Source organism: Actinomycetospora endophytica (assembly GCF_021026375.1).
Taxonomy (GTDB): Bacteria; Actinomycetota; Actinomycetes; order Mycobacteriales; family Pseudonocardiaceae; genus Actinomycetospora; species Actinomycetospora endophytica.
The window spans coordinates 290,418-314,645 of the sequence record NZ_JAJNDB010000003.1 but is presented as its reverse complement, the minus strand read 5'-3'; the positions used below and the strand labels follow the sequence as shown (position 1 = coordinate 314,645).

At 73.4% G+C, this 24,228-nt stretch carries 18 protein-coding genes and 1 pseudogene; 13 read left to right on the top strand and 6 right to left on the bottom strand.

Annotation, left to right across the window (positions count from 1 at the left end):
- Positions 1 to 35: 35 nt before the first annotated feature.
- Positions 36 to 2,879, bottom strand: a complete 2,844-nt coding sequence (locus LQ327_RS16890) for an aconitate hydratase (protein WP_230735714.1) — start codon at positions 2,877 to 2,879, stop codon at positions 36 to 38.
- 527 nt (positions 2,880 to 3,406) lie between these two features.
- Between LQ327_RS16890 and LQ327_RS16885 the strand changes: the two genes are divergently transcribed.
- From LQ327_RS16885 to fabI, 6 genes are all read left to right on the top strand, one after another.
- On the top strand, positions 3,407 to 4,780 hold the full coding sequence (locus LQ327_RS16885) for an NlpC/P60 family protein (protein WP_230735712.1): 1,374 nt from the start codon (positions 3,407 to 3,409) through the stop codon (positions 4,778 to 4,780).
- Positions 4,781 to 4,952: 172 nt separating this feature from the next.
- Positions 4,953 to 6,032, top strand: coding sequence for an AAA family ATPase (locus tag LQ327_RS16880; protein WP_230735710.1), 1,080 nt, complete (start codon positions 4,953 to 4,955; stop codon positions 6,030 to 6,032).
- A gap of 218 nt (positions 6,033 to 6,250) precedes the next feature.
- Positions 6,251 to 7,171 carry a DUF58 domain-containing protein gene (locus LQ327_RS16875; protein WP_230736258.1) on the top strand — a complete coding sequence of 307 codons (921 nt, stop codon included), beginning with the start codon at positions 6,251 to 6,253 and terminating at the stop codon, positions 7,169 to 7,171.
- Between the two features lie 6 nt (positions 7,172 to 7,177).
- Positions 7,178 to 8,146 carry a VWA domain-containing protein gene (locus LQ327_RS16870; protein WP_230735708.1) on the top strand — a complete coding sequence of 323 codons (969 nt, stop codon included), beginning with the start codon at positions 7,178 to 7,180 and terminating at the stop codon, positions 8,144 to 8,146.
- An 80-nt stretch (positions 8,147 to 8,226) separates the two neighbouring features.
- Positions 8,227 to 8,931 carry a 3-oxoacyl-[acyl-carrier-protein] reductase gene (fabG, locus tag LQ327_RS16865; RefSeq protein ID WP_230735707.1) on the top strand — a complete coding sequence of 235 codons (705 nt, stop codon included), beginning with the start codon at positions 8,227 to 8,229 and terminating at the stop codon, positions 8,929 to 8,931.
- 30 nt (positions 8,932 to 8,961) lie between these two features.
- Positions 8,962 to 9,729, top strand: a complete 768-nt coding sequence (gene fabI, locus LQ327_RS16860; RefSeq protein ID WP_230735705.1) for an enoyl-ACP reductase FabI — start codon at positions 8,962 to 8,964, stop codon at positions 9,727 to 9,729.
- Positions 9,730 to 9,732: 3 nt separating this feature from the next.
- Here fabI and LQ327_RS16855 read toward each other — a convergent pair whose 3' ends face one another.
- Positions 9,733 to 12,486 carry a helix-turn-helix transcriptional regulator gene (locus LQ327_RS16855; protein ID WP_230735703.1) on the bottom strand — a complete coding sequence of 918 codons (2,754 nt, stop codon included), beginning with the start codon at positions 12,484 to 12,486 and terminating at the stop codon, positions 9,733 to 9,735.
- 277 nt (positions 12,487 to 12,763) lie between these two features.
- Between LQ327_RS16855 and LQ327_RS16850 the strand changes: the two genes are divergently transcribed.
- Positions 12,764 to 13,546, top strand: a complete 783-nt coding sequence (locus LQ327_RS16850) for a YybH family protein (RefSeq protein WP_230735701.1) — start codon at positions 12,764 to 12,766, stop codon at positions 13,544 to 13,546.
- 2 nt (positions 13,547 to 13,548) lie between these two features.
- On the opposite strand, the gene LQ327_RS16845 is transcribed toward LQ327_RS16850, so the two are convergent.
- Positions 13,549 to 14,247, bottom strand: coding sequence for a M50 family metallopeptidase (locus LQ327_RS16845; protein WP_230735699.1), 699 nt, complete (start codon positions 14,245 to 14,247; stop codon positions 13,549 to 13,551).
- A gap of 141 nt (positions 14,248 to 14,388) precedes the next feature.
- Between LQ327_RS16845 and LQ327_RS16840 the strand changes: the two genes are divergently transcribed.
- Positions 14,389 to 15,465, top strand: a complete 1,077-nt coding sequence (locus LQ327_RS16840; RefSeq protein WP_230735697.1) for a ferrochelatase — start codon at positions 14,389 to 14,391, stop codon at positions 15,463 to 15,465.
- Positions 15,466 to 15,567: 102 nt separating this feature from the next.
- Here the strand turns inward: LQ327_RS16840 and LQ327_RS16835 are convergent, their stop codons facing one another.
- A complete protein-coding gene (locus tag LQ327_RS16835; RefSeq protein WP_230735695.1) occupies positions 15,568 to 16,359 on the bottom strand; it encodes an Rv1486c family protein in 792 nt (263 codons plus the stop codon).
- A 143-nt stretch (positions 16,360 to 16,502) separates the two neighbouring features.
- Between LQ327_RS16835 and LQ327_RS16830 the strand changes: the two genes are divergently transcribed.
- The 5 genes and pseudogenes from LQ327_RS16830 to LQ327_RS35250 form a co-directional block, all read left to right on the top strand.
- Positions 16,503 to 17,414, top strand: coding sequence for a DUF3097 family protein (locus LQ327_RS16830; RefSeq protein ID WP_230736255.1), 912 nt, complete (start codon positions 16,503 to 16,505; stop codon positions 17,412 to 17,414).
- Positions 17,415 to 17,439: 25 nt separating this feature from the next.
- Positions 17,440 to 17,865, top strand: coding sequence for an NfeD family protein (locus tag LQ327_RS16825; protein ID WP_230735693.1), 426 nt, complete (start codon positions 17,440 to 17,442; stop codon positions 17,863 to 17,865).
- A 27-nt stretch (positions 17,866 to 17,892) separates the two neighbouring features.
- Positions 17,893 to 19,035 carry an SPFH domain-containing protein gene (locus LQ327_RS16820; RefSeq protein WP_372460691.1) on the top strand — a complete coding sequence of 381 codons (1,143 nt, stop codon included), beginning with the start codon at positions 17,893 to 17,895 and terminating at the stop codon, positions 19,033 to 19,035.
- A gap of 9 nt (positions 19,036 to 19,044) precedes the next feature.
- Positions 19,045 to 20,709 (top strand): glutamate--tRNA ligase, encoded by a 1,665-nt coding sequence (locus LQ327_RS16815; protein WP_230735691.1) that lies wholly within the window; start codon positions 19,045 to 19,047, stop codon positions 20,707 to 20,709.
- Positions 20,706 to 20,945 (top strand): annotated as a pseudogene (locus LQ327_RS35250) (DUF3616 domain-containing protein); the annotation flags it as partial. The gene LQ327_RS16815 and the pseudogene LQ327_RS35250, both read left to right, overlap by 4 nt.
- A gap of 272 nt (positions 20,946 to 21,217) precedes the next feature.
- Here LQ327_RS35250 and LQ327_RS16810 read toward each other — a convergent pair.
- Both LQ327_RS16810 and LQ327_RS16805 read right to left on the bottom strand, forming a co-directional pair.
- Entirely contained in the window at positions 21,218 to 21,946 is a 729-nt protein-coding gene (locus LQ327_RS16810) for a TSUP family transporter (protein WP_230735689.1), read from the bottom strand.
- Positions 21,947 to 22,102: 156 nt separating this feature from the next.
- Entirely contained in the window at positions 22,103 to 24,106 is a 2,004-nt protein-coding gene (locus LQ327_RS16805; RefSeq protein ID WP_230735687.1) for a DUF6777 domain-containing protein, read from the bottom strand.
- Positions 24,107 to 24,228 lie beyond the last annotated feature (122 nt).

Genomic DNA, 24,228 nt, shown 5'->3' with positions numbered 1-24,228 from the left:
TCCCGGAGCGGGGGACTGATCAGCGGCGCGGGTGATCAGCCCAGCATCTTGCGGAGCACGAACGGCAGGATGCCGCCGTTGAGGTAGTACTGCGCCTCGCCGGGGGTGTCGATGCGCAGCCGCGCGTCGAACTCGATGGCGTTCCCGCCGTCGGCGGGCTGCGCCGTGACGTGCACGGTGTCCGGCACGCCGCCGTCGTTGAGCGCGGTGACGCCGGTGACGGAGAACGTCTCGGTGCCGGTCAGGCCCAGCGAGTCGGCGTTCTGCCCCTCGGGGAACTGCAGCGGCAGCACGCCCATCCCGACGAGGTTCGAGCGGTGGATGCGCTCGTAGGACTCGGCGATCACGGCGCGCACGCCGAGCAGCGTCGTGCCCTTGGCGGCCCAGTCACGCGAGGACCCGGAGCCGTACTCCTTGCCGGCCAGCACCACCAGCGGGGTGCCCTCGGCGGCGTAGTTCTGCGCCGCGTCGTACACCGCGGCCTGCTGGCCGCCGTTGGTGTAGTCGGCGGTGTTACCGCCCTGGTCGAGCGACCCGCCGTCGCCGGTGGGCAGCAGGTTGCGCAGCCGGATGTTGGCGAAGGTGCCGCGGATCATCACCTCGTGGTTGCCGCGGCGCGAGCCGTAGGAGTTGAAGTCCTTGCGCTCGACGCCGTGCTCCTTGAGGTAGCGCCCGGCGGGCGACTCCTCCTTGATCGCCCCGGCGGGGGAGATGTGGTCGGTGGTCACCGAGTCGCCGAGCTTGAGCAGCACGCGGGCACCCTCGAGGTCGCCGACGGCCGACGGCTCGCGGCTCATGCCCTCGAAGTACGGGGGCTTGCGCACGTAGGTCGAGCCGTCGTCCCAGGTGAACGTCTCGCCCTCGGGGGTGGGCAGCGAGGTCCACCGCTCGTCGCCGGCGAACACGTCGGCGTAGCCCTGGGTGAACTGCTCCGGCGAGAGCGCCGAGGCGATCACGTCCTGGATCTCCTGCGGCGTGGGCCAGATGTCCTCGAGTGTCACCGGCTTGCCGTCGGTGTCGTGACCGAGCGGCTCGGTGGCCAGGTCGAGGTCCATCGTCCCGGCGAGCGCGTAGGCCACCACCAGCGGCGGGCTGGCCAGGTAGTTCATCTTCACGTCGGGGTTGATGCGGCCCTCGAAGTTGCGGTTGCCGGAGAGCACCGCGGTGACGGCGAGGTCGCCGTCGTTGACCGCCTTCGAGATCTCCTCGGGCAGCGGCCCGGAGTTCCCGATGCAGGTGGTGCAGCCGTAGCCGACCAGGTTGAACCCGAGCTTCTCCAGGTAGGGCAGCAGACCGGAGCGCTCGTAGTAGTCCATGACGACCTTCGACCCGGGCGCGAGCGAGGTCTTGACCCACGGACGGCGCTCGAGGCCCTTCTCGACGGCGTTGCGGGCCAGCAGGGCCGCGCCGACCATCACCGACGGGTTCGAGGTGTTGGTGCACGAGGTGATCGCGGCGATCGTGACGGCGCCGTGGTCGAGCTCGAGCTGGGTGCCGTCGGACATCGTCACGGGCACCGGGTGCGAGGGACGCCCGCTCGGGTCCACCGGCTGACGGTGCACGATCGGCCGGTCGTTGTCGTCGTTCGTCTCGTTCGGCGGGTCGGACGCCGGGAAGGACTCGGCGTCGGACTGCTCGGACTGCGAGGAGGGCGCGCCGTTGCCGTCACCCACGTAGTCCGGCAGCGAGCTCCGGAAGGAGTTCTTCGCGGCGTCGAGCCGGATGCGGTCCTGCGGGCGCTTCGGGCCGGCGATCGACGGGACGACGGTCGACAGGTCCAGCGAGAGCGTCTCGGAGTAGTCGGCCTCGTGCTGCGGGTCGTGCCAGAGGCCCTGCTCCTTGCAGTAGGCCTCGACGAGCGCGACCTGCTCGTCGTCGCGGCCGGTGAAGCGCAGGTAGTTCAGCGTCTCGTCGTCGATCGGGAAGATCGCGCAGGTGGAGCCGAACTCGGGGCTCATGTTGCCGATCGTGGCGCGGTTGGCCAGCGGCACCGCGCCGACGCCCTCGCCGTAGAACTCGACGAACTTCCCGACGACGCCGTGCTCGCGCAGCATCTCGGTGATCGTCAGGACCAGGTCGGTGGCGGTGGCCCCGGGGGGCAGCTCGCCGGAGAGCTGGAAGCCGACGACCTTCGGGATCAGCATCGACACCGGCTGGCCGAGCATCGCGGCCTCGGCCTCGATGCCGCCGACGCCCCAACCCAGTACGCCCAGGCCGTTGACCATCGTGGTGTGCGAGTCGGTCCCGACCAGGGTGTCGGGGTAGGCCTGCAGCGGGCCGTTGCCCGGGGCGTTGCGGCTCATCACGACGCGGGCCAGGTGCTCGATGTTGACCTGGTGGACGATGCCGGTGCCGGGCGGGACGACCTTGAACTCGTTGAACGCCGTCTGGCCCCAGCGCAGGAACTTGTAGCGCTCCTCGTTGCGCTCGTACTCCAGCTCCACGTTCTTCTCGAACGCGTCCGGGGTGCCGAACAGATCGGCGACGACCGAGTGGTCGATGACCAGCTCGGCGGGGGCGAGCGGGTTGACGTTCTCGGCGTCACCACCCAGCTCGGTGACGGCCTCGCGCATGGTGGCGAGGTCGACGATGCAGGGCACGCCGGTGAAGTCCTGCATCACGACGCGGCCGGGGACGTACTGGATCTCGGTGTCCGGCTCGGCGGTGGGGTCCCAGTGCGCCAGCGCGTTGATCGAGTCCTTGGTGGTGACCAGGCCGTCCTCGGTGCGCAGCAGGTTCTCGAGCAGCACCTTGAGGCTGAACGGGAGGCGCCGCGAGCCCTCCACCGCGTTCAACCGGAAGATCTCGTAGTTGGTGCCGCCGACGTCGAGGGTCCCGCGGGCCCCGAAGCTGTCGACGCTGCTGGCCTCTTCGCTCACGCCTGTCCTCCCTGGTGGGGCGGTCCCGTGGTGGGGGACCGGCCCGCTGCTCTGGTCGGCCCGTGCGTGCGAGCCGTCGGATGTGTGGGCCGACCGGGGGGTGGTGGTACGCCGACCGGTCGATCCGCGGGTGCGGGACCGATCCGCGGTGACCCGTCGGAGCACCCTCGCGCGCCGGCCCGCGGCCTGGCCCGCGGGCGCGTCGCGTCGTGCGTGCCGTGCGGAGACGATCCCGTCCTGCCGGGAGTCTCGCGCACGGTCAGCGGCGGCGCACTCGCACCCCCGGACCTGCACCTTCCAGGTTACGACCATCACGTCCGACCGTCGGCGTGCCGCGGCTCACCCGGACGGATCGATGATCACCGAGCACACCTGAGCGATGCCGACCCGACCCAGCTGACGGGTGCCCGTCGCCGGGGGCATGTGAACCGGACACGCCCACGGCGGAGTGGTGCCACCGCTTCGGTGTGCCCAGGTGATCCACTCGATCCCGCCCAGGGCCGCCGTGGCAGTGGAGGAGGTTCGCCGTGGCGCGAGGGGTCCGTCGGAGAAGGACCGGCGCGGCCACGGGGCTCGTCCTCGCCTGTGCCGTCGCGATATTGCTGGCCGGCGTGCCGGCGAGCGCCCAGACCGCGCCGCCCCCGCCGCCCGGTGGTGGCACGGCGGCCGAAGGGGCGGAGGTGGGACGCCTGGTCGCGCAGCTCTCCACCCTGCAGAGCCAGCTCGACGACCTCGCCGCCCAGGCCGGTGACCGCCAGGAGCTGGCCAACCGCGCCGTCGCCGACGACACCGCCGCCCGCGGCCGCGTCGAACAGACCCGGCAGGCCGCGGCGGCCAGCCGCACGGCCGCCGACAGGGTCGACGCGGACGCCGAGGCCGCCCGCACGCGGGTCGACACCTGGGTGGCCGCGCAGTACCAGCAGGCCGACGCCGCGAGCATCGGTGCCGCGCTGGCCGGGACGCGGGGCCCGCAGGACGTCGCGGACCGGCTGCAGCTGCAGGGGCTGGTCACCGCCGAGCAGTCCGCCGACCTGCAGGGCTACGAGAACGCCAGGGTCGAGGCCGCGAACTCCGACTCCCGGGCCCGCGCCGACGCCGCCGCGGCCGCCGACGCCGCGGCCCGCGCGGCCACCGCCCGCGACGCCGCGAGCCACGAGCTCGACGCCGCCCGCAACGCCGTCGCGGACCGTCAGCGCCAGATCGCCGGCGTGAACGCCCAGCGCACCGCCGCCCAGGCCCGGCTCGCCCAGCTCGAGGCCTCCGACGCGGCGCTCGCCGCGCAGCGTCAGCGGGCCGAGGCCGCGCAGGCGGCCCAGCAGCGCGCGCAGGACGCCTCCGACGCGGCGGCGCGCGACGCCGCCCGGGCCCGGCTCGCCCGTGGGCCCGCGCCCGCCGTCAGCACCCCCACGCCGTCGCCCTCGCCGTCGACGTCCGACACCACCGCGCCCTCGAGCCCGTCGGGTCAGTCCGGGCAGGACCCGGCGCAGACCGTCATCGACCGGGCCCTCTCGGAGCTGGGCACCACCTACGCCTGGGGCGGCGGCGACGCGAACGGCCCCACCCAGGGCATCCACGACGGCGGGGTGGCGGACGCGTTCGGCGACTACGACAAGACCGGCTTCGACTGCTCGGGGCTGATGGTCTACGCGTTCGCCGCCGCCGGGAAGTCGCTGCCGCACTACAGCGGCTACCAGGAGGACGCGGGCCCGAAGCTCCCGCTGGACCAGCGCAAGCCCGGCGACCTGCTCTTCTGGGCCGAGGGCGACGACGTCCACCACGTCGCGCTCTACCTCGGCGACGACAAGATGGTGGAGGCCCCGGAGTCCGGGAAGGTCGTCCGGATCACCCCGGTCCGGTTCGACGACGAGATCGTCCCGACCGTGACCCGCCCGCTCGGATGACCTCCCCTCACGGGGGTCTCACGCCGTCGTCCTTTCCCTTGACTCCCACGGGCCCGACCCGGAACGCCTGGCACAGCGTGTCCGGACGGGTGGGTACCGTCACGCCCCGACAGTGCCGCAGCGCAGCAGAGCAGGACCGGGCACGGCGCCCGCAGGATTCGGAGGGCCCGCGGTGAGCGAGCAGACGGCGAGTGAGCACCAGGGACCGGACACCCCGGCGCACGACGCCGAGCAGCTCGAACGCACCGTGCTCGAGGTCAAGCGGGTGATCGTCGGGCAGGATCGCCTCGTCGAGCGGATGCTGGTCGGCCTCCTCGCCCGGGGCCACCTGCTCCTCGAGGGCGTGCCCGGCGTCGCGAAGACCCTGGCGGTGGAGACCTTCGCGCGGGTCGTCGGCGGCTCGTTCGCCCGCATCCAGTTCACGCCCGACCTGGTGCCCTCGGACATCCTCGGCACCCGGATCTACCGACAGGGCCGCGAGGCGTTCGACGTCGAGCTCGGCCCGGTCGTGTCGAACTTCGTGCTGGCGGACGAGATCAACCGCGCGCCCGCGAAGGTGCAGTCGGCGATGCTCGAGGTCATGGCCGAGCGGACCGTGTCGATCGGCGGGACCACCCACCCGATGCCCGACCCGTTCCTCGTGCTCGCCACCCAGAACCCGATCGAGAACGAGGGCGTCTACCCGCTCCCGGAGGCCCAGCGCGACCGCTTCCTCTTCAAGATCCTCGTCGAGTACCCGACCGCCGACGAGGAGCGCGAGATCGTCTACCGGATGGGGGTGCACCCGCCGGAGCCGCACACCGTGCTCGACCCGGCCGAGCTGCGCCGCCTGCAGGACGTCGCGTCGCAGGTGTTCGTGCACCACGCGCTCGTCGACTACGTGGTGCGCCTCGTCATCGCCACCCGGGAGCCCGGCACCCACGGGATGTCCGACGTCGCCGGCTGGGTGGCCTACGGCGCCTCCCCGCGCGCCTCGCTGGGCATCATCTCCGCCGCCCGCGCGCTCGCGCTGGTCCGCGGCCGGGACTACGTGCTGCCGCAGGACGTCGTCGACATCGCCCCGGACGTGCTGCGCCACCGCCTGGTGCTCTCCTACGACGCGCTCGCCGACGGCGTCCCGGTCGACCACGTGGTGACCCGGCTGCTGCAGACGGTGCCGTTGCCGCAGGTCAGCGCCCGTCCCGTCGCGGTCTCGGGCCCGGCGGGCCAGCAGTCCGGCCCGGCGCCCGGCCGGGCCGCGGCCGGCTCGTGAGCGGCGACGAGGACCCCGCGCGGGTGTCGTGGTGGCCGAAGCTCCTCGGGCGCCTCGGCGTCGCGGGGGAGGGCGAGGACCACGACGAGTCGGAACCCGGAGGTTCCGACGGCGGGTCTGGCGCCGCTGACCGTGCGGGGCGGCCGCCGCGCGAGGGCCGGGGCGCCGAGCCGCACCCGCCGAGCCTCGCGCCGGGCAGCGAGCACCTCGACGCGGCGCTGCGCACCCTCGAGCTCACCGTCCGGCGGCGCCTCGACGGGCTGCTGCAGGGCAACCACCTCGGGCTCGTGCCGGGCCCGGGGTCGGAGGCCGGCGACGCGCGGGTCTACCAGCCGGGCGACGACGTGCGCCGCATGGACTGGTCGGTCACCGCCCGCACCTCCGAGCCGCACATCCGCGAGACGATCGCCGACCGCGAGCTGGAGACGTGGCTCGTCGTCGACCTCTCGCCGAGCCTGGACTTCGGCACCGGCGGCTGCGAGAAGCGCGACCTCGCGGTCGCGGCGTGCGCGGCGGTCGTGCACCTCACGCGCGGCGGCGGGAACCGGGTCGGGGCGATCGTGGCCACGGGACAGGATCTCGTCCGCCTGCCGGCGCGCGGCGGCACCGAGCACGCCCACGGGCTGATGCGCCGGATCGCGGCGACCCCGCGCGCCCCGGAGGGCACCCGCGGCGATCTCGTCGGCGCCCTGGAGGCGCTGCGCAACCCACCCCGCCGTCGGGGGCTCGCCGTCGTGATCTCGGACTTCCTCGGCGACGTCGACTGGGACCGCTCCCTGCGCGGCCTCGCGATGCGCCACGAGGTGCTGGCCATCGAGGTGGGGGACGAGCGGGACGAGGAGCTGCCCGACGTCGGGACGGTCGTACTGGCCGACCCCGAATCCGGGCACTCCCGCGAGGTGACCACCACCCCGACGCTGCGGCGCCGCTTCGCCGCCGAGGCCGCGGCCCACCGCGACCGGGTCGCGACGGCGCTGCGGGGCGCGGGGGCGGGGCACCTGCGGCTGCGGACCGACCGCGACTGGATCGCCGACATGGTGCGCTTCGTGGTCGCGCGCAAACGGGGCTGGTCGGGGCAGGGAACGACGGCGGTGTCCGGGGCCGGGGTGCTCTCCGGGCTCCGCGCCGGGAGGAGCTGATCCCCAGTGTTCTCGCACCCGTGGTGGCTGCTCGCCCTCCTCGTCGTCGTCGCCCTCGCCGCGGCCTACGTCTGGAACGAGCGCCGTCGTCGCCGCAACACGATGCGCTTCACCAACCTCGGCGTCCTGGAGAAGATCGCGCCGAAGCGGCCGGGGAAGCTCCGCCACGTCCCGATCGCGCTGATCCTGGTGGCGCTGACCTGCCTCGTCGTCGCGCTCGCCGGGCCGCTGACCACCGAGCAGGTGCCGCGCAACCGCGCCACCGTCATGCTCGCGATCGACGTGTCGCTCTCGATGCGGGCCACCGACGTGAGCCCCAGCCGGCTGCAGACCGCCGAGCAGGCGGCCACCGAGTTCGTCGACCAGCTGCCGCCGGGGATCAACCTGGGCCTGGTGTCGTTCGCCGGGACCGCGACGGTGCTCGTGTCGCCCACCCGGGACCGCGACACCGTCAAGCGCGCGATCTCGACGCTGCAGCTCGCCGAGTCGACCGCGACCGGTGAGGCGATCCAGGCGTCGCTGGCCTCGATCCGGTCCGTCGCGACCCAGATCCAGGGCCCCGAGCAGCCGCCGCCGGGGCGGATCATCCTGCTCTCGGACGGCAAGCAGACCATCCCGTCCGACCTCGAGGCCCCGCGCGGCGCGTTCACCGCCGCCGACCAGGCCAAGCAGCAGGGCGTGCCGATCTCGGCGATCTCCTTCGGCACCGACTACGGCGAGATCGAGATCGAGGGGCGGCCGGTGCCGGTCGCGGTGGCCGACTCCGACATGCAGGAGATCGCGCGACGGTCCGGCGGCGACTTCTCCAAGGCGGCGAGCCAACAGGACCTGCGCGCCACCTACGACACGCTGCGCGAGCAGATCGGCTACGAGTCGCAGGAGGTCGACACCGGGAGCGACTGGCTCATGGCCGGGACGATCCTCGTCGTGATCGGTCTGGGGGCGGCGTTCGCGCTCGGTGCCCGACTCCCGTGATCTGGCCCGCCTCCTCGGCGCTACCAGGGGGTAGCCGATAGCGTGCGCCCGGCCATCGCCATCGACGCTGGAGGAGCTGCGTGAGCCGGGTCGTGCTCGTGACCGGAGGCAACCGGGGCATCGGCCTCGCGATCGCCCGGGAGTTCGCGGCGGCGGGGAACACCGTCGTCGTGACCCATCGCAGCGGGGAGCCGCCGGAGGGCCTGCACGGCGTGACGTGCGACGTCACCGACTCCGCGGCCGTCGACGCGGCGTTCTCCCAGGTGGAGAGCGAGCACGGGCCGGTCGAGGTCCTCGTCGCGAACGCGGGCGTGACCAAGGACGGTCTCCTGATGCGCATGCCCGAGGAGGCGTTCACCGACGTCCTCGACGCCAACCTCACCGGCGCCTGGCGGGTCACCCAGCGCGCGACGCGCGGGATGATGAAGGCCCGCTTCGGCCGCCTGATCTACATCTCCAGCGTGGTCGGGCTGACCGGCGCACCCGGTCAGGTGAATTACGCGGCCTCGAAGGCCGGACTCGTCGGGATGGCGCGGTCGGTGGCCCGCGAGCTCGGCGGGCGCGGCGTGACCGCGAACGTCGTCGCGCCCGGCTACGTCGACACCGAGATGACCGCGGAGCTCTCCGACAAGCGCCGCGAGGAGCTCATGGCCGCGATCCCGCTCGGGCGCACCGCGAGCCCCGAGGAGATCGCGAAGGCCGTCGCGTTCCTCGCCTCCGACGACGCCGCCTACATCACCGGCGCCGTGCTGCCCGTCGACGGCGGCGTCGGCATGGGCCACTAGGTCCCTCATCATCAACCGGAAGGAACCTTCGTGGGGCTGTTGGAAGGCAAGCGCATCCTGGTCACCGGGATCATCACCGACGCGTCGATCGCGTTCCACGTCGCCAAGGCGGCGCAGGAGGCGGGCGCGACGCTGGTCGTCACCGGGTTCGGCCGGCTCTCGCTGGTGAAGCGGATCGCGCAGCGCCTGCCCGAGCCCGCTCCCGTCATCGAGCTCGACGTGCAGAACCAGGAGCACCTCGACGGGCTGGCCGACCAGGTGCGCGAGCACGTCGACGGTCTCGACGGGGTGCTGCACTCGATCGCCTTCGCCCCGGCCGGCGCCCTGGGCGAGGGGGCCTTCCTCAGCGCGGAATGGTCCGACGTCTCGACGGCGATCGAGGTCTCGGCGTTCTCGCTGAAGTCGCTCGCGGTCGCCTGCCGCCCGCTGCTCTCGCGCGGGTCGTCGATCGTCGGGATGGACTTCGACAACACCGTCGCGTGGCCGTCCTACGACTGGATGGGCGTCGCGAAGTCCGCCCTCGAGTCCACCACGCGCTACCTCGCGCGCGACCTCGGCCCGGACGGCATCCGCGTCAATCTGGTGGCCGCCGGCCCGATCAAGACGATGGCCGCGAACTCGATCCCGGGCTTCGCGTCGTTCGAGCAGGCCTGGACCGACCGCGCGCCGCTGGGCTGGGACCTCACCGACCCGACGCCGGTCGCGAAGACCGCCTGCGCGCTGCTCTCGGACTGGCTGCCGTCGACCACCGGCGAGATGGTGCACGCCGACGGCGGGTTCCACGCGGTCGGCGTCTGAGCCTCACCGGGCGGCCACGAGCCGGACGAGCTGTGCCCGGCTCGTGACGCCGAGCTTCCGGAAGGCGTTGCCGAGGTGGTACTCGACGGTCTTCCGGGACAGGAAGAGCGCCGCGCCGACCTCCTTGTTCGTCGCACCGTCGGCGACGGCGAGGCAGATCTGCAGCTCGCGGTCGGTGAGGCCTCCGAGGTCAGGAGCGGGCGTCGTCGCCGCACGTCCGCCCGCGGCCCGCAGTTCCGCGTCGGCTCGCCGTGCCCACGGGAGGACGCCGGCGCCGGCGAAGGTCGCGGCGGCGGCCGCCAGGGGGTCGCGCGCGTCGCGGACCCGACCATGACGACGGCGGTGCTCGCCGAGGAAGAGACGCGTGCGGGCCTGCTCGAGGGGCATTCCCTCCTGGGCGTCGATCGCCTGTTCCAGCTTCCCGTCGGCCTGGTCATCGGGAGCGACGCGCGCCTCGGTACCGAGGGCGACCGCGCGAGCCCAGGCGCTGTCGCACCGTTCCGCGTCGGCGGCGAGCTCCGCGGAGACGACGGCGGCCTCGTCGCGGCGGCCGGCGCCGAGCAGGGCCTCCACGTGGTCGGCGTGCCAGGGGACGGACTTGGGGTGATGAGAGCCGAGATCGAGAGCTGTTGTGCGAAGGAATGCCAGATGCCGAGCAGCCTCCCCTGGGCGGCCGAGCCCGAGCTCGAGCAGCCCCAGCGTGTGGTGTGCGAAGAACGTGATCGGGCGGAGGCCACTCCGGCGTGCAATTTCCAGAGCGAGCTCGGCCTCAGTTCGTGCGAGTGACTCATCGCCCTCGAGGGCGGCGGCCTTACCCCTCAAGGCATGGGCGTAGCCAAGCAAGCCGTCCTGGCCGGTCTCTTCGCACAGTCCGATCGCCTCGGTGAGATCGGCGCGGCTTCGCGCGATCTCCCCGGTCTCGAAGTGGATATCCGCGCGAAGCATCAGCGGGTGAGGCAGCAAGGTGGTCGCCATGCGGCGGCGTGCGTCCGCGATGTGCGCTTCGATCTCGAAACGACCCTGATCGATGCGATCCGTCCAGCGCCACCAATGGTGTAGGCCCGTGTAGTACGCGGGATATCGCCGGAGCAACTCGTCTCGCCACGAGGCGGGGTCGCCTCCACACAACATCTCTCGCGTCGGGCCGGGGTCGCAGTTGGCCAGAGAGAACGTCGCATCGGTGAACTCAACGAGATGCCTGAGCGCAGGGTCTTCGATGGCAAGCGCGCGGATGCGGTGGCAGAGATCGATCCTGGCTCGAGTCTCGCCCGCACTCCACATTGTGATGACGAGTTGAACACCGAGTAGCGCAGCGAGTTCCGGAGCTGGTCCGGCCAGCCGATCGATGACTGGCGTGACAACTGCTCTGGCGTCGCCCACCTCCGTCGTCCACACCCTCAGCGAGGCGTCCAGGGCGAGCGCCTGATCCCGTAGACCCGCCGGCGCCGGATCGAGCGTCGGGGCCTCCTCGGCGAGCACGGAACTCACCAGCTCCTGAGCGAGCTCACGCCGACCGGCGAGGAACGCGCCTTCCGCAGCCCGGAGGCGACGGCGCGCCCTCGCGGACGGCTCCGGCGACACGAGCGCGGCCTGGACCAGCGCGTCGACCCCCGCGGCCACCCCGCCGCGCTCAGCAGCCACGTCGGCTGCCTCTTCGAGCGCGGCAGCGACCTCTTCTGACGCCCCGACGGTGGCAGCAGCGAGGTGGCGCGCGCGTCGTCCCACGGGAACGCCGTCCAGTTCGGCCCACGCCGCGTGCGCCCGCCGTCGCATCGCCGGGTTCGCGAGGCTGATGACGGCCGAGCGCAGCAGTGGGTGTGCGAAACGGGGCAGCCCGCTGTCCACCCGGACCACCCCAGCTCGCTCGGCCGCGACGAGCACCGTCGGTTCCGTCCCGCGAGCCGAGAGAGCCCGCGCGTGGTCCGGCAGGTCAGCGTCCCCGCCGACGGCCAGGACGACGAGCGCCTCAACACAGTCCGCGGGCAGCCCGGCCAGACGCCGGCCGATGGCTGCCGTCCCGCGCGGACCGAGCGGCACCGGGTCGGGGAGCGGGACCGTCCCGAGGCGCTGCGCCACGGTCAGCCCGTCGGCCACCTCGAGCAGGGCCAGCGGGTTGCCGGCGCAGAGCACGCACAGCCGGTCCGCGACGGCGGGCGCGACCCCGTTGGCGCCGAGCAGGCGGGTGCACTGGTCGGCGTCGAGGCCGCCGAGCTCGGTCCACGGCCACGGGCCGGGCAGGGGGTCGGGGCGCCCGTCGTCGGGCTCGGTCTCCCGAGAGGCGAGGAGCACGGCGACCGCGTCCCGCGCAAGGCGTCGGAAGGCGAAGGCCATCGCGCGGCCGGACACCTCGTCGACCCATTGCAGGTCGTCGACGATCACGAGCAACGGCTCCTTCTCGGCAGCGACGGCGAGCAAGGCCAGGCAGGTGGCGCCGAGGGCGAAGGAGTCCCCGACCTGGGAGCCGACGCCCTCGAGCAACGCTCCGGCCACCGCGCGCTGCGCACCGGGGAGATCGTCGACGAACTCGTCCAGGGGACGCAGCAAGGCGAGCAGCGCCGCGAGCGGGAGGTCCCGTTCGCTCTCGACCCCGCAGAGGGACAGCACGGTCATGTCGGTCGCGGCGACCAACGCGTCGTCGCACAGCGTGGTCTTCCCGGTACCAGCCGCACCTCGGAACCCGAGGATGCCCGCATGGCCCGTCCGGGCCTCGTCGAGAAGGGCACGGATCGACCGTCTTTCCTCCTCGCGGCCCTCCACCCGACCGACCGTAGGCGGATCGACGAGGGCGACGACCAGGGATTCTCCGGATCCCCCCGAGTGCCGTAGCGCGGATCGTCGCACTCGGAGCGGACGGGACGGACCGACCGTCGTAGGGGTACCGGGCGGTGGTCCGCGCCGCGGTGAGGCCCGGGGGGAGCGGGGCCCGGCCCGACCGATGTGGGGGGATGGTCGGGCCGGGCAGTCGGGACATCGAGGCTCGCCCGGAATGCCGGGTTCCTGGTTTCATCCGTCCATCCGAGACGGAGGCGATGCCATGGACGACGAGCAGCGGATCCGCGAGCTGATCGAACGGTGGGCGGCGGCCGTCCACACCGGTGACATGGCCGGCGTCCTCGCCGACCACGCACCCGACATCGTCATGTTCGACGTCCCGCCCCCGGAGGACGGCGTCCGGGGGATCGCGGACTACGAGGAGACCTGGCCGGGGTTCTTCGACTGGCAGGCGTCGGGAGCGAGCTTCGAGATCGTCTCGCTCGAGGTGACGGCGGGCACCGACGTCGCCTTCGCGCACGCGCTGCTGCGCTGTGGGACACAGGCGGAGCTCGAGCGCGCCCCGGACCGGCGGCTGCGCCTCACCCTCGGGCTCCGGCGTGACGACGGCCGGTGGGTCGTCGCGCACGAGCACCACTCGTTCGCCGATCACAGCGGCGCCGAGGAGACCTCGGTCGACGAGGTGCGCGCGGTGCACCAGCAGTGGTTCGAGCAGACCGCGGCCGAGGACCTCGACGGGATGATGGCGAACATCGCCCCGGACGTCGTCTCCTACGAGCACGCCGGTCCGCTGAGCTACGAGGGCGTCGACGCGGTCCGCGAGGTGTGTCGGACCGGACTGGAGTCCTCCGCCGGCCCGATCACGTTCGACGTTCCCGACCTGCGGGTGCGCGCCGACGGGGACCTGGCGGTGGCGTGGGGGATCGACCGCGTCGTCGCCGACGGGGCGGAGGTCCGGTCACGCGCGACGCGGGTCTTCGAGCGGCGTGAAGGGGAGTGGCAGATGGTCCACCAGCACCTGTCGTTCCCGGCCGCGGACGGCTGAGGTCAGGCGGGGAGGCCGAACGGCCAGACCCCGGGAGGCCAGGCGGTGCCGACGAGCAGGAGACGGCCACCGGCGTAGAGACAGACGAGGGCGACGGTGACCCAGAACGCCTGCCAGATGATCGGCGGGATGAGGGTGAGTCGGGACATCACCCCTGCGTCGGAGTCAGAGCTCCGGCCCATCCTCACCGTCGAGCGGACCCCGCCGAGGAGGAGCCACCAGACGACGACCACGGCGAGGGCGACCTGCAGCGTGGCCGGGCCCCACACGAGCGCCGCGATGACGCCGACCGACGCGACCGCCGCGACGACGTTCGCCAGGGCATTGGCGGCGACCAGGAACGAGACCGCGAGGATCACCACCGCCCCGACGAGGACGCCCCACGCGTTGCCGTCGACGAGCACCGCGGCACCGCCGAGTCCCAGCAGGGGCGGGGTGAGATACCCCGCCGGGTAGATCACGTAGAGGGAGGCACCCCAACCTCCTCCGAACCGCGTGAACCCACCGCCGCCGTCCTCCAAGTGCACGCCATACAGCCCCCGTAGAGCGAGAACGCTCGTCAGCGCGTGCCCACCCTCGTGCGCCAACGTCACGAGCGACCCTGCCCACGAGCCGGTGAACACGACCAGCAGCAGGGCGATGAAGCCGGCCGCGTACACCACGGGCTGCCCGACCACGGGCACACCGATGAGATCGTCCATCCCACGTTCCCCCCAGCGGCCCAAGCCCCCCTCGGCGCCGTCATGAGAAGGTAAAGCCGATCACCCACACAGGGGATAGGCCATTCGGAGCAGTTCGGGGTCACACGTGGCAGGCCGCGCCGGGCGGGGAACCATGGTGGGGTGAGCACGAATCCCGTCGACGCCGTCCTCGTCCTCTCCTTCGGCGGTCCGGAGGCGCCCGACGAGGTGCGACCGTTCCTCGAGAACGTCGTGCGCGGCCGCAACGTGCCGCCCGAGCGCCTCGACGAGGTCGAGGAGCACTACCACCACTTCGGCGGCATGTCCCCGATCAACGGCCTGAACCGCGAGATGATCGCGGCGCTGCGCCGGGAGCTGGACGCGGCCGGGTACGACCTGCCGGTCTACTTCGGCAACCGCAACTGGCACCCGTTCGCCGAGGACACCGTCACCGAGATGGCCCAGGACGGCGTCCGGAACGCCCTGGTCTTCGCCACCAGCGCCTACGGCGGCTACTCGGCCTGCCGGCAGTACCACGAGGACATCGCCCGGGCCCGCGCCGCGGCGATCGAGCGGCTCGGCGACGAGGCCCTCGTGCCCGACCTCACCAAGCTGCGCCACTTCTACGACCACCCGCTGTTCGTGGCGTCGGTGGCCGACGGGGTGCGGGCCGCGCGGGAGACCCTCGACGAGGGCCACGACGCCCGGCTCGTGTTCACCGCCCACTCGATCCCCGTCTCGGCCGACGAGACGGCGGGTCCGCCCGAGGAGGGCGGGCACCGCTACTCGCGCCAGGTCGGGGAGGCCGCCCGGCTGGTCGCGGGCGAGGTCGGGGTCGGCGACTACGACCAGGTCTGGCAGTCGCGCTCCGGCCCGCCGCAGATCCCGTGGCTCGACCCGCAGATCGAGGACCACGTGGAGGCGCTCGCCGGCAAGGGGGTCACGGATGTCGTCGTGAGCCCCGTCGGATTCGTCTCCGACCACGTCGAGGTGGCTTTCGACCTCGACACCGAGCTCGCCGAGCAGGCCGGGGAGCTCGGGGTGCGGATGGCGCGGGCGGCCAGCGCCGGTTCCGACCCGCGCTTCATCCGCATGATCGTCGAGCTCATCGCCGAGCAGGTGTCCGGGGCCGAGCCGCGGGCGTGCGGGACCGGCCCACGGGGTGGGGTCGGGTGCAACGGGACGCTCTGCGCGCCCGGCTGCTGCGAGCCCCCGGCCCGGCGTCGCCCGTCCACCTGACGTAGCCGACTGCGCCGTTCGCGGCCCACCCCCGAACCACGAACGGCGCGTTCGTCACCTGAGAAGGTGACGAGAGTGCCGTTCGTGGGTTCCGGGGCGCGGTCACACGGTCGTCAGGACCCGGACGGTCTCCGCGACGGCGGCCACCCGCGCGGCCCGGACGGCCGAAGCCAGCGGTCGGAGCGCGTCGGTGCGGGCCAGAGCGGTGGCGGAGGTCAGCGCCCCGCCCGGGTCGTCGCCCGACGCCGCCAGCAGGATCGCCTCGACCTCGTCGGCGTGCTGGAGCACCCGCAGCGGGCGTCCCGGCGTCCCGGCCGGCCACGTGGGCTGCGGACGACGCCGCAACGACGCCGCGATCTCCTCGCGCACCCCGGCGCGCGGCCGGGCGACGTCCATGTCCGCGAGGGTGGTGGCGGCGTCGCGGACACCGGTGCGCAGGTCGTGCTCGGCGTCGGCGAGGCTCGGGTGGGCCTGCGGCGGGACCTCGTCGACGACGTGGACGGTCCAGCGCAGCACCCCGTCGGCGACGGTGGAGGGCACCACCGCCAGCCCCGCGCCCGGGAACACCGCGCACTCCCCGGCCGACATCGCCGCCACCCGCAGCGCGTCCGGCCCGGGCAGCCCGCGGACGTCGCCCGCGACCGGGAGGACGACCCGCGCGTCGAGATCACCCCCGGCGCAGCGGCGCCGCAGCAGGACCAGCAGGGCGGCGACCCCGGAACCGGCGTGGTCCGGGGTCGGCAGCTCCGTCTCCGCCGCGACCGCCGCGTCGGCGGCGACCACGTCGTGCGCGTCGGACCACGGGGCGAGCGCGTCGAGGACGTCGTCGGCGGCGGCCGCACCGGCGATCCACGCCGCGCTCCACACCGCCAGGGACGCGCTCGCACAAGGCATGACCATCAGCCTAGGCACGACCGGACGCGGACGACCAACGCGGCGTCGGACATCCCACGTCATCACCGGGCGCGTGTCGCGGCCCGATCGACGACGGCGACGGCACTACCGTCGCGAACGTGGCGAGATCGCAGGGCCGGGGCATGAACGGTTCGACCGGTGACGCGGGGTTCCGGACGACCGGTGGCCTCTCGCGCGGTCCGGGCGGCCCGAAGGCCGGCGGCCCGAGCAGCGGCGCCGGACGATCCGGCGGCCTCCCCGGGCTGACCAGCCACCGCCCGAAGCAGGAGATCGTCACCGTCGAGGCCGAGCCCGGCCTCGTCGTCGAGGACGCCAGCGGGAGCTTCTGCGGCGCGGTGATCCGCGCGGACGTCCGCGAGGTCGTGCTCGAGGACGCCGCCGGCCGGCGTCGACTGTTCCCGATGAAGCCCGCGTCGTTCCTGTTCGAGGGCCGGCTCGCGACGCTGACCCCGCCGCGCCCGCGCGAGTCGCCCGAGCAGCTGCGGTCGGCCTCCGGCTCGGTCCGCGGCGACGACCGCCGGGCCAAGGTGGCGAGCCCGCACCGCATCTGGGTCGAGGGTGTCCACGACGCGGCGATCGTCGAGCGCGTGTGGGGCCACGACCTGCGCGTGGAGGGCGTGGTCGTCGAGCCGCTGCACGGGGCCGACGTGCTCGTCGAGGCCGCGCAGGAGTTCGGTCCGGGCCCGGACCGTCGCCTCGGGGTGCTCGTCGACCACCTGGTGACCGGCTCCAAGGAGACCCGCATCGCCGAGGGGCTGCGCCGCGACCTCGGACCCGCCGCCGAGCACGTCCTGGTCCTCGGGCACCCGTACATCGACATCTGGGAAGCCGTGAAGCCCGCGGCCGTCGGGATCCGCGAGTGGCCGACGATCCCGCGCGGGACCGAGTGGAAGAGGGGCGTGTGCGAGGCCCTCGGGTGGGGCGACGACCGCGACGGCGCCCGTCGGGTGCTCGGCGCGGTCTCGACCTGGAACGACCTCGAGACCCCGCTCATCAACGCGATGGAGCAATTGATCGACTTCGTCACCACCTGACGCCCGATGCGGCACACTGGACGGTGTGATCCCGCTCATCTGGGCGATCGCGGGAGTGGTGCTCGTCGTCGCCGAGGTCCTCACCGGTGGCCTCGTGCTGCTCATGCTCGGCGCCGCCGCGCTCGGCACCGCGGCGGTGTCCGCGGCCGGGCTGCCACTGGGACCCGATCTCGCGGTCTTCGCGGTGCTCGCCGGGCTGTTCGTGCTGGTCGCACGCCCGGTCGTCCGCCGGCGCATGCAGGTGCACGACCCGGTGAACACCGGGACCCGCGGCCTGCTCGGGACCCACGGCGAGGTGGTCGACTCGATCGGCACCGACACCGGGACGGTCCGCCTCGCGGGCTCGCTCTGGTCCGCACGCTCGTTGCACGAGGACGACCTCCCGACCGGCACCAAGGTCGTCGTCGTCGAGATCTCCGGGGCGACGGCCGTCGTCACCGCCACCGACTGAACCACCCGCACACCCCAGGGAGGAGCGATGGACGTGTCCGTCGTCGTCGCCGTGCTCGTGGTCCTCGTCGTGATCCTCGTGGTCACCACGATCGCCAAGAGCGTCACCGTCATCCGCCAGGCCGAGGCCGCCGTGATCGAGCGCCTCGGCCGCTACCAGCGCACCGCCGAACCCGGCCTGGCGCTGCTCGTGCCCTTCATCGACCGGATCCGGGAGCGCGTGGCCCTGTGGGAGCAGGTCGTCTCGTTCCCGCCGCAGCCGGTGATCACCCAGGACAACCTCACGGTGTCGATCGACACCGTCGTCTACTACCAGGTGACCGAGCCCCGCAACGCCGTCTACGAGATCAACGACTACATCAACGGCGTCCAGCAGCTCACGACGACGACCCTGCGCGACGTCGTCGGCGGCATGAGCCTGGAGCAGGCCCTCACCTCCCGGGAGACGATCAACACCGGGCTGCGCCGCGCCCTCGACGACGCGACCGGGCCGTGGGGGCTGCGGGTGGTCCGCGTGGAGCTCAAGGCGATCGACCCGCCGCCGTCGATCCAGGACTCCATGGAGAAGCAGATGCGCGCCGACCGCGAGAAGCGCGCCATGATCCTCACCGCCGAGGGGCACCGCGAGGCGTCGGTCGCCGAGGCGCAGGGCAACAAGCAGGCCGCGATCCTCAACGCCGAGGGCGCGAAGCAGGCCGCCATCCTCGAGGCCGAGGCCGACCGGCAGTCCCGGATGCTGCGCGCGCAGGGTGAGCGCGCGGCGCGCTACTACCAGGCGCAGGGGCAGGCCAAGGCGATCGAGAAGGTCTTCGCGGCGATCAAGGCGGGCAAGCCGACCCCGGAGCTGCTGGCCTACCAGTACCTGCAGACGCTGCCGCAGATGGCGCAGGGCGACGCGAACAAGATGTGGGTGGTGCCGAGCGACTTCGGCAAGGCCCTCGAGGGCTTCACCCGCATGCTCGGCGCCCCGGGCGAGGACGGCGTCTTCCGGTTCCAGCCGTCGCCCGTCGACGAGGAGGCCGCCGCGAAGCGCGCCGGCGACACCGACGACGACGTCGCCGACTGGTTCGACACCCGCACCGACCCGGAGATCGCCAAGGCCGTCGCGAAGGCGGAGGAGATGGCCACGCAGGGGATCACCGACGCCGACTCGAACGGGAGCGCCCACTAGCCTGGGCCCATGCTCGATCGCGCGACCGTCGACTCCCTCTTCCCGGCCGACCTGCCCGAGACCGGGGAGTGGGAGCGGAGGTACCCGGCGCGTGACGTGCCCGACGGTGCCTTCGTCACCCGCTTCGGCCCGAGCCCGACCGGGTTCGTGCACATCGGCGGGATCTACACCGCGATGGTCTCCCGGGACCTGGCGCACTCCTCCGACGGCGTCTACTACCTGCGCATCGAGGACACCGACCAGGCCCGGGAGGTCGCCGGCGCGGACGCCCAGTTCGCCCGCGCGTTCGACGCCTTCGACCTGCGTCCCGACGAGGGCCCGACGTCGTCGACCGGTGACGACGGGCCCTACGCGCCGTACCGGCAGTCGCAGCGGGCGACGATCTACCTGTCGTTCGTCCGCGAGCTGATGCGGCAGGGCGTGGCCTACCCGTGCTTCGCCACCAAGGACGAGCTCACCGAGATCTCCGAGGCGCAGCGCACCCTGAAGCTGCCGACCGGCTACTACGGCCGGTGGGCGCCGTGGCGCGACGCCTCCGAGGACGCCGTCGCCGAGGCGTTCGCGGCAGGGAAGCCGTACGTCGTGCGGTTCCGCTCCGAGGGCAAGGTGGGGGAGCGGGTCGCGTTCACCGACCGGCTGCGCGGGCGCGTCGAGGCCGAGGACAACCACAACGACGTCGTGATCCTCAAGACCTCGGCGAGCGAGCCGCGGCTGCCGACCTACCACTTCGCGCACGCCGTCGACGACCACCTGATGCGGACCTCGCTGGTGGTGCGCGGCGACGAGTGGCTCTCCTCGGTGCCGACGCACCTGCAGCTCTTCGCCGCGCTCGGGTTCCCGGCGATCGAGTACGCCCACCTCGCGCCGCTGATGAAGCAGGAGGGCAGCTCGCGTCGCAAGCTCTCCAAGCGCAAGGACGCCGAGGCCTCCGTCGACTTCTACCTCGAGTCCGGCTACCCCTCCGAGGCCGTGCTCTCCTACCTGCGCGGGCTCGCGAACTCCCCGCTCGCCGAGCTGCCGGTGCCCGAGGCGCTGGCCACCCCGCTGCGCCTCGACGAGTTCCAGTCCGCCGGGCCGCTGGTCGACACCGTGAAGCTCGCCGACATCTGCGCCGACTACATCGCCACGCTCCCGGCCCCCGAGGTGCTCGCCGGGGTCCGTGCGTGGGCGTCGACGTACGACCCGGAGCTGGTCGAGGTCCTCGACGAGCACGAGCCGCTGGCGCTCGCCGCGATCGACGTCGAGCGGGTCGGGGTGGACAACCCGCGCAAGGACCTCGCGCGATGGTCGGACTTCCGCACCGCGTACGGCTTCTTCTTCCCGGGGCTGCACGCCGACGTCACCGACCCCGCCGACGAGCGCTTCGGCGGGCTGGACCCGGCACTGGTGGCCGCGCTGGCCGAGGACTTCGCCGCGCACTACACCCACGAGGGCGACCAGCCGACGTGGTTCCAGCAGGTCCGCGACCTCGCCGAGCGCCACGGGTTCGCCCCCAACCCGAAGACCTACAAGAAGGACCCCGACGCCTACCCCGGGATGCTGCGCGACGCCGCGAACGTCATCCGCGTGCTGGTCACCGGGGCACAGCGCAGCCCGGACCTCTACGAGGTCACCCGCGTGCTGGGGGCGGAGGAGGTGGTGCGGCGGATCGGGAGCTGCGCCGCGCGCCCGTGAGACCGAAGGCCACTTTCGTGACGAATCGCCGTGCGGGCGGAGGCGACGACGAGGTCGACGTCGAGGGCATGGACGTCCAGGGGTCCCTGCACGACGGACTGCTGTGGGTCACCGGATCGCGCTCCGCGCGGCGCCGGCGGGTCAAGCCCGGCACCCCGCCGTCCGAGGTGCTGGCACGCCTCGCGAAGGTCAGCGCCGAGAAGCCGCGCCGCGTGCTCGCCCGGGTGCCGCTGGCCGACGGGCGCCCGGTCCCCTGGGCAGGGGCGCGGCTGCCCGCCGGGCGGCGCGGGCCGATCGGGGCGCTCCCCGCCGCGGACGTCGACCCGGTGTGCGAGCTCGCCGCCGGCGACGGCGAGGACTATCCCGAGGCGATCGCCGTCGTCGGGGAGGACGCGCTGCTGGTGCTGCACGACAGTCCGGCGGCCGACCGTCTCGGGCCGCACTCCATGCAGGGGGGACGTCCTGACCGGCCTCCGGACCTCGCGCCCGCTTCGTGGTCTGAGTCGCCTCAGAGGGTCAGCACGCCGCGCACCACCGTCGCGAGCGCGCCCGCCGAGGCGACGGCGAGCACGAGGCGCCGCCCGGCGACCGGCCCGATGCGCCGGGACACCGGTCCGCCCGCGGCGACCCCGACGACCAGCGCCGCCGCGCCCGCCGCCCACACCCCGGCGTGCAGGTCGGGCAGCCCCTTGACCAGCAGCGACGTCACGTTGATCGCCAGGAGCACGACCTGGGCGGTGGGGACGAAGCTCGTCCGGTCCCAGCGCTGCGCCATCCCGTACGCCGAGATCAGCGGGCCGCCGACGCCCGCGGAGGCGTTGACGAAGCCCGCCACGAGCCCGGACGACACCGCGCCCGGGAACCCCCGCAGCAGGGCACCGACCTGCGGCACGACCGCGAGCGCGATCCCCAGCAGCGCGAGCGACCCCACGACGATCAGCAGTGGCCCTTCCGGGAGCCGGCCGACCAGCAGTGCCCCGAGCGGCACCCCGACCGCCGCCCCGAGCAGCAGCGCCCCCGCCGCGCCCCACCGGGTGGCCCGCCACGTCCCGGCGAGCACCAGCAGGCACAGCACGGTCTGCAGCGCGTTCCCGAACGACACCCCGTCCTGCGCACCGAGCACGGCGACGAGGAACGGCCCGCCGACCAGGGCGAGGCCGAGGCCCGTCGTGCGCTGCAGGGTCGCGCCGGCGGCAACGGGGACCGCGACGAGGACGGCGGTGAGCGCCGCGTTCACGGCCGGTCCCCGCCGCGCCGCGCCTGACTCCGTCGTCCGGTCACGCGCCGATCCTCGCGCCTCGGCGGCGACGGCGCTGGCCCCTCGTGACCCCGCACACGACGACGGGCCCCGACACCAGGAGGTGCCGGGGCCCGTCGACCGTGCGCTAGGCAATCAGTTGCCGGAGGTCGAGCTCCCGCTGCTGCCGCCGCTCGAACCACTGCCGCTGCCCGAGCCACTGCCGCTGCCCGAGCCGCTGCTGCCGCCGCCGCTGCCGGAGGAACCGCTGCCACTGCCGCTCCCGGAGGAGCCGCTGCCGCCCTCGGTCCCGGACGTGCCCTGGCCCGACTGCGTGCCCGACTGACCGGACTTGTCCGTCGTCGCCGGGCAGACCCCGGTCGCCGGGTCGGGCGTGCAGACCTCGGGCTTCTTCTGCTGCTGGGCGCAGGCCGGATTCGCCGCGCCGGCCGTTCCGGGCACGCACGTCGGGGTGCCCGGCTGCCCGGCCGTCCCCGCCTGCCCGGTCAGCGGATCGGTCGCCTGGCCCGCGGTGCCGGGCTGCTGGGGCGCGACGAGGGTCTCCTGCCCCCCGACCTTGCCGTCCGTCTCCTTGAACGTCTTGTCGACGGTGGAGTCGGCGGGCGGGGTGTTGCCGCCCTGCGGGTCGAGGGTGGTCCCGTCCGGCAGCTTCTGCTGCTGGCGCGGCGTCCCGTCGGGGTTCGTGATCGTCCCGTTCGGGTTCTTGACCGAGCCGTCCTGCTGGATGACCCCGCCCGGGGGAACCCGGGTGACCTTCTTGACGTTGCCGTCCGCCCCGATCACCACGACGGTGTTCGGATCGGTCGCGCCGGTGCGGTACGCCGTCACGGTGCCGTCGTAGTTCCACTTGAACGTCACCCCGTCCCGGAGCGGATTCGTCGTCCCGTCCGGGTTGATGGTGAGGACGCCGGCGATGCTGATCGCCCGGCGCTCGGTCCCGTTCTTGTTGAAGATGAGCCCGCTACCCGCCGGGGGCGGGGGCTCCTGGATCGAACCGTCGGCGAAGGTCTTGCTCCCCGCCGGGTGGGTCACGGCCACCTTCGGCGGCAGGATCTTGCCGCTGGCGTCCATGACGCGGCCGTCGGACAGCGTCACCGTGCCGTCGTAGTTGTGGATCCCGGTCAGCAGCAGCTGGCCGCCGCCGGTGGTCGGGGCCCCCGGGTTCGGCTTCGGGTTCGGGTTCGGCGGCAGCGGCTTCGGCGTCGGGGTGTTGGTGCCCGGGTTGACGACGACGATCTGGGTCTGCGACACGGGGGCCGGCGTCACGACGATGGTGCGCTCGCGGACGTAGCCGTTCCACGGGGTGCCGACGACCGTGGTCGAGCTGTTCGAGGCGGTCGGGTTGCCCAGCGGGTCGCCGTTGTAGCACTTGACAGTGGGCTCGCCGTAGCTGTTGACCAGCACCGCGGTGCCGGCCTGCAACGTCGCCGGGTAGGGCAGGAACTGCCCGTTGCCGTAGCCGTACTCGGTCACGGCGGTGTCGGCCCGGAGGGTGACCGGGCTGAGGCTGTTCACCAGCCCGCTGATGCCGTTCGCGTCGATCCCGAGCGGCTGGGCCCAGGCCGCGGCCTTCGCGGGGTCGGAGCTGAGCTGCGAGACCAGGGCGGCGGAGTCACACGACGCCTTCGCCGGGTCCTGGGCGTAGAGCCCGCCGGTGTTGCCCGGCTGGGAGCCCTGCGCGTTGGCCGGTGCCACGACGCCGGCCGCGTCCTCGCCCACCGGAGCGGTGAACGGCGAGGGGCCGGCCGTGGAGGTCGCCTCCAGCTGGACCTGGGCGGCCTCGGCGCTGGAGGCACCCGAGAACGCGAACCAGGCGACCCCACCGATCACGAGCAGGGCGACGACGCCGATCGCGACCGCGATACGGAGCCGACGCGAGCGCGGGGCGCTGCTGCCCAACGGCGGGGGCGGCGCGCCGGGACCCGTGGGCCCACCCGGCCCGCCGGGGCCCCAGGAACCCGACTGTCCACCCCACTGCTGCTGGGGCACGGACGGGTACGTGGGTGGCGACTGGGTCGGCGGCGCCTGGCCGACGGCCCCCCAGCCCTGGGTCGGCGTTCCCCCGACGCCGCCGGGCGGTGCGTACCGCGGCGTCCATCCGGTCGGATCCGGTCCGCCCGGGGACGTGTCCTTGCCCATCGAGACCTCCTCCTCGCGCGCGGTGACAGACGTCACCCGTCGGGAGGAGGTTGGCCTGCGACTACTCCGGCCGTATGCAGTAGCGGACTACTGCACTGCGGTACGGCTCACGTCGATCACGT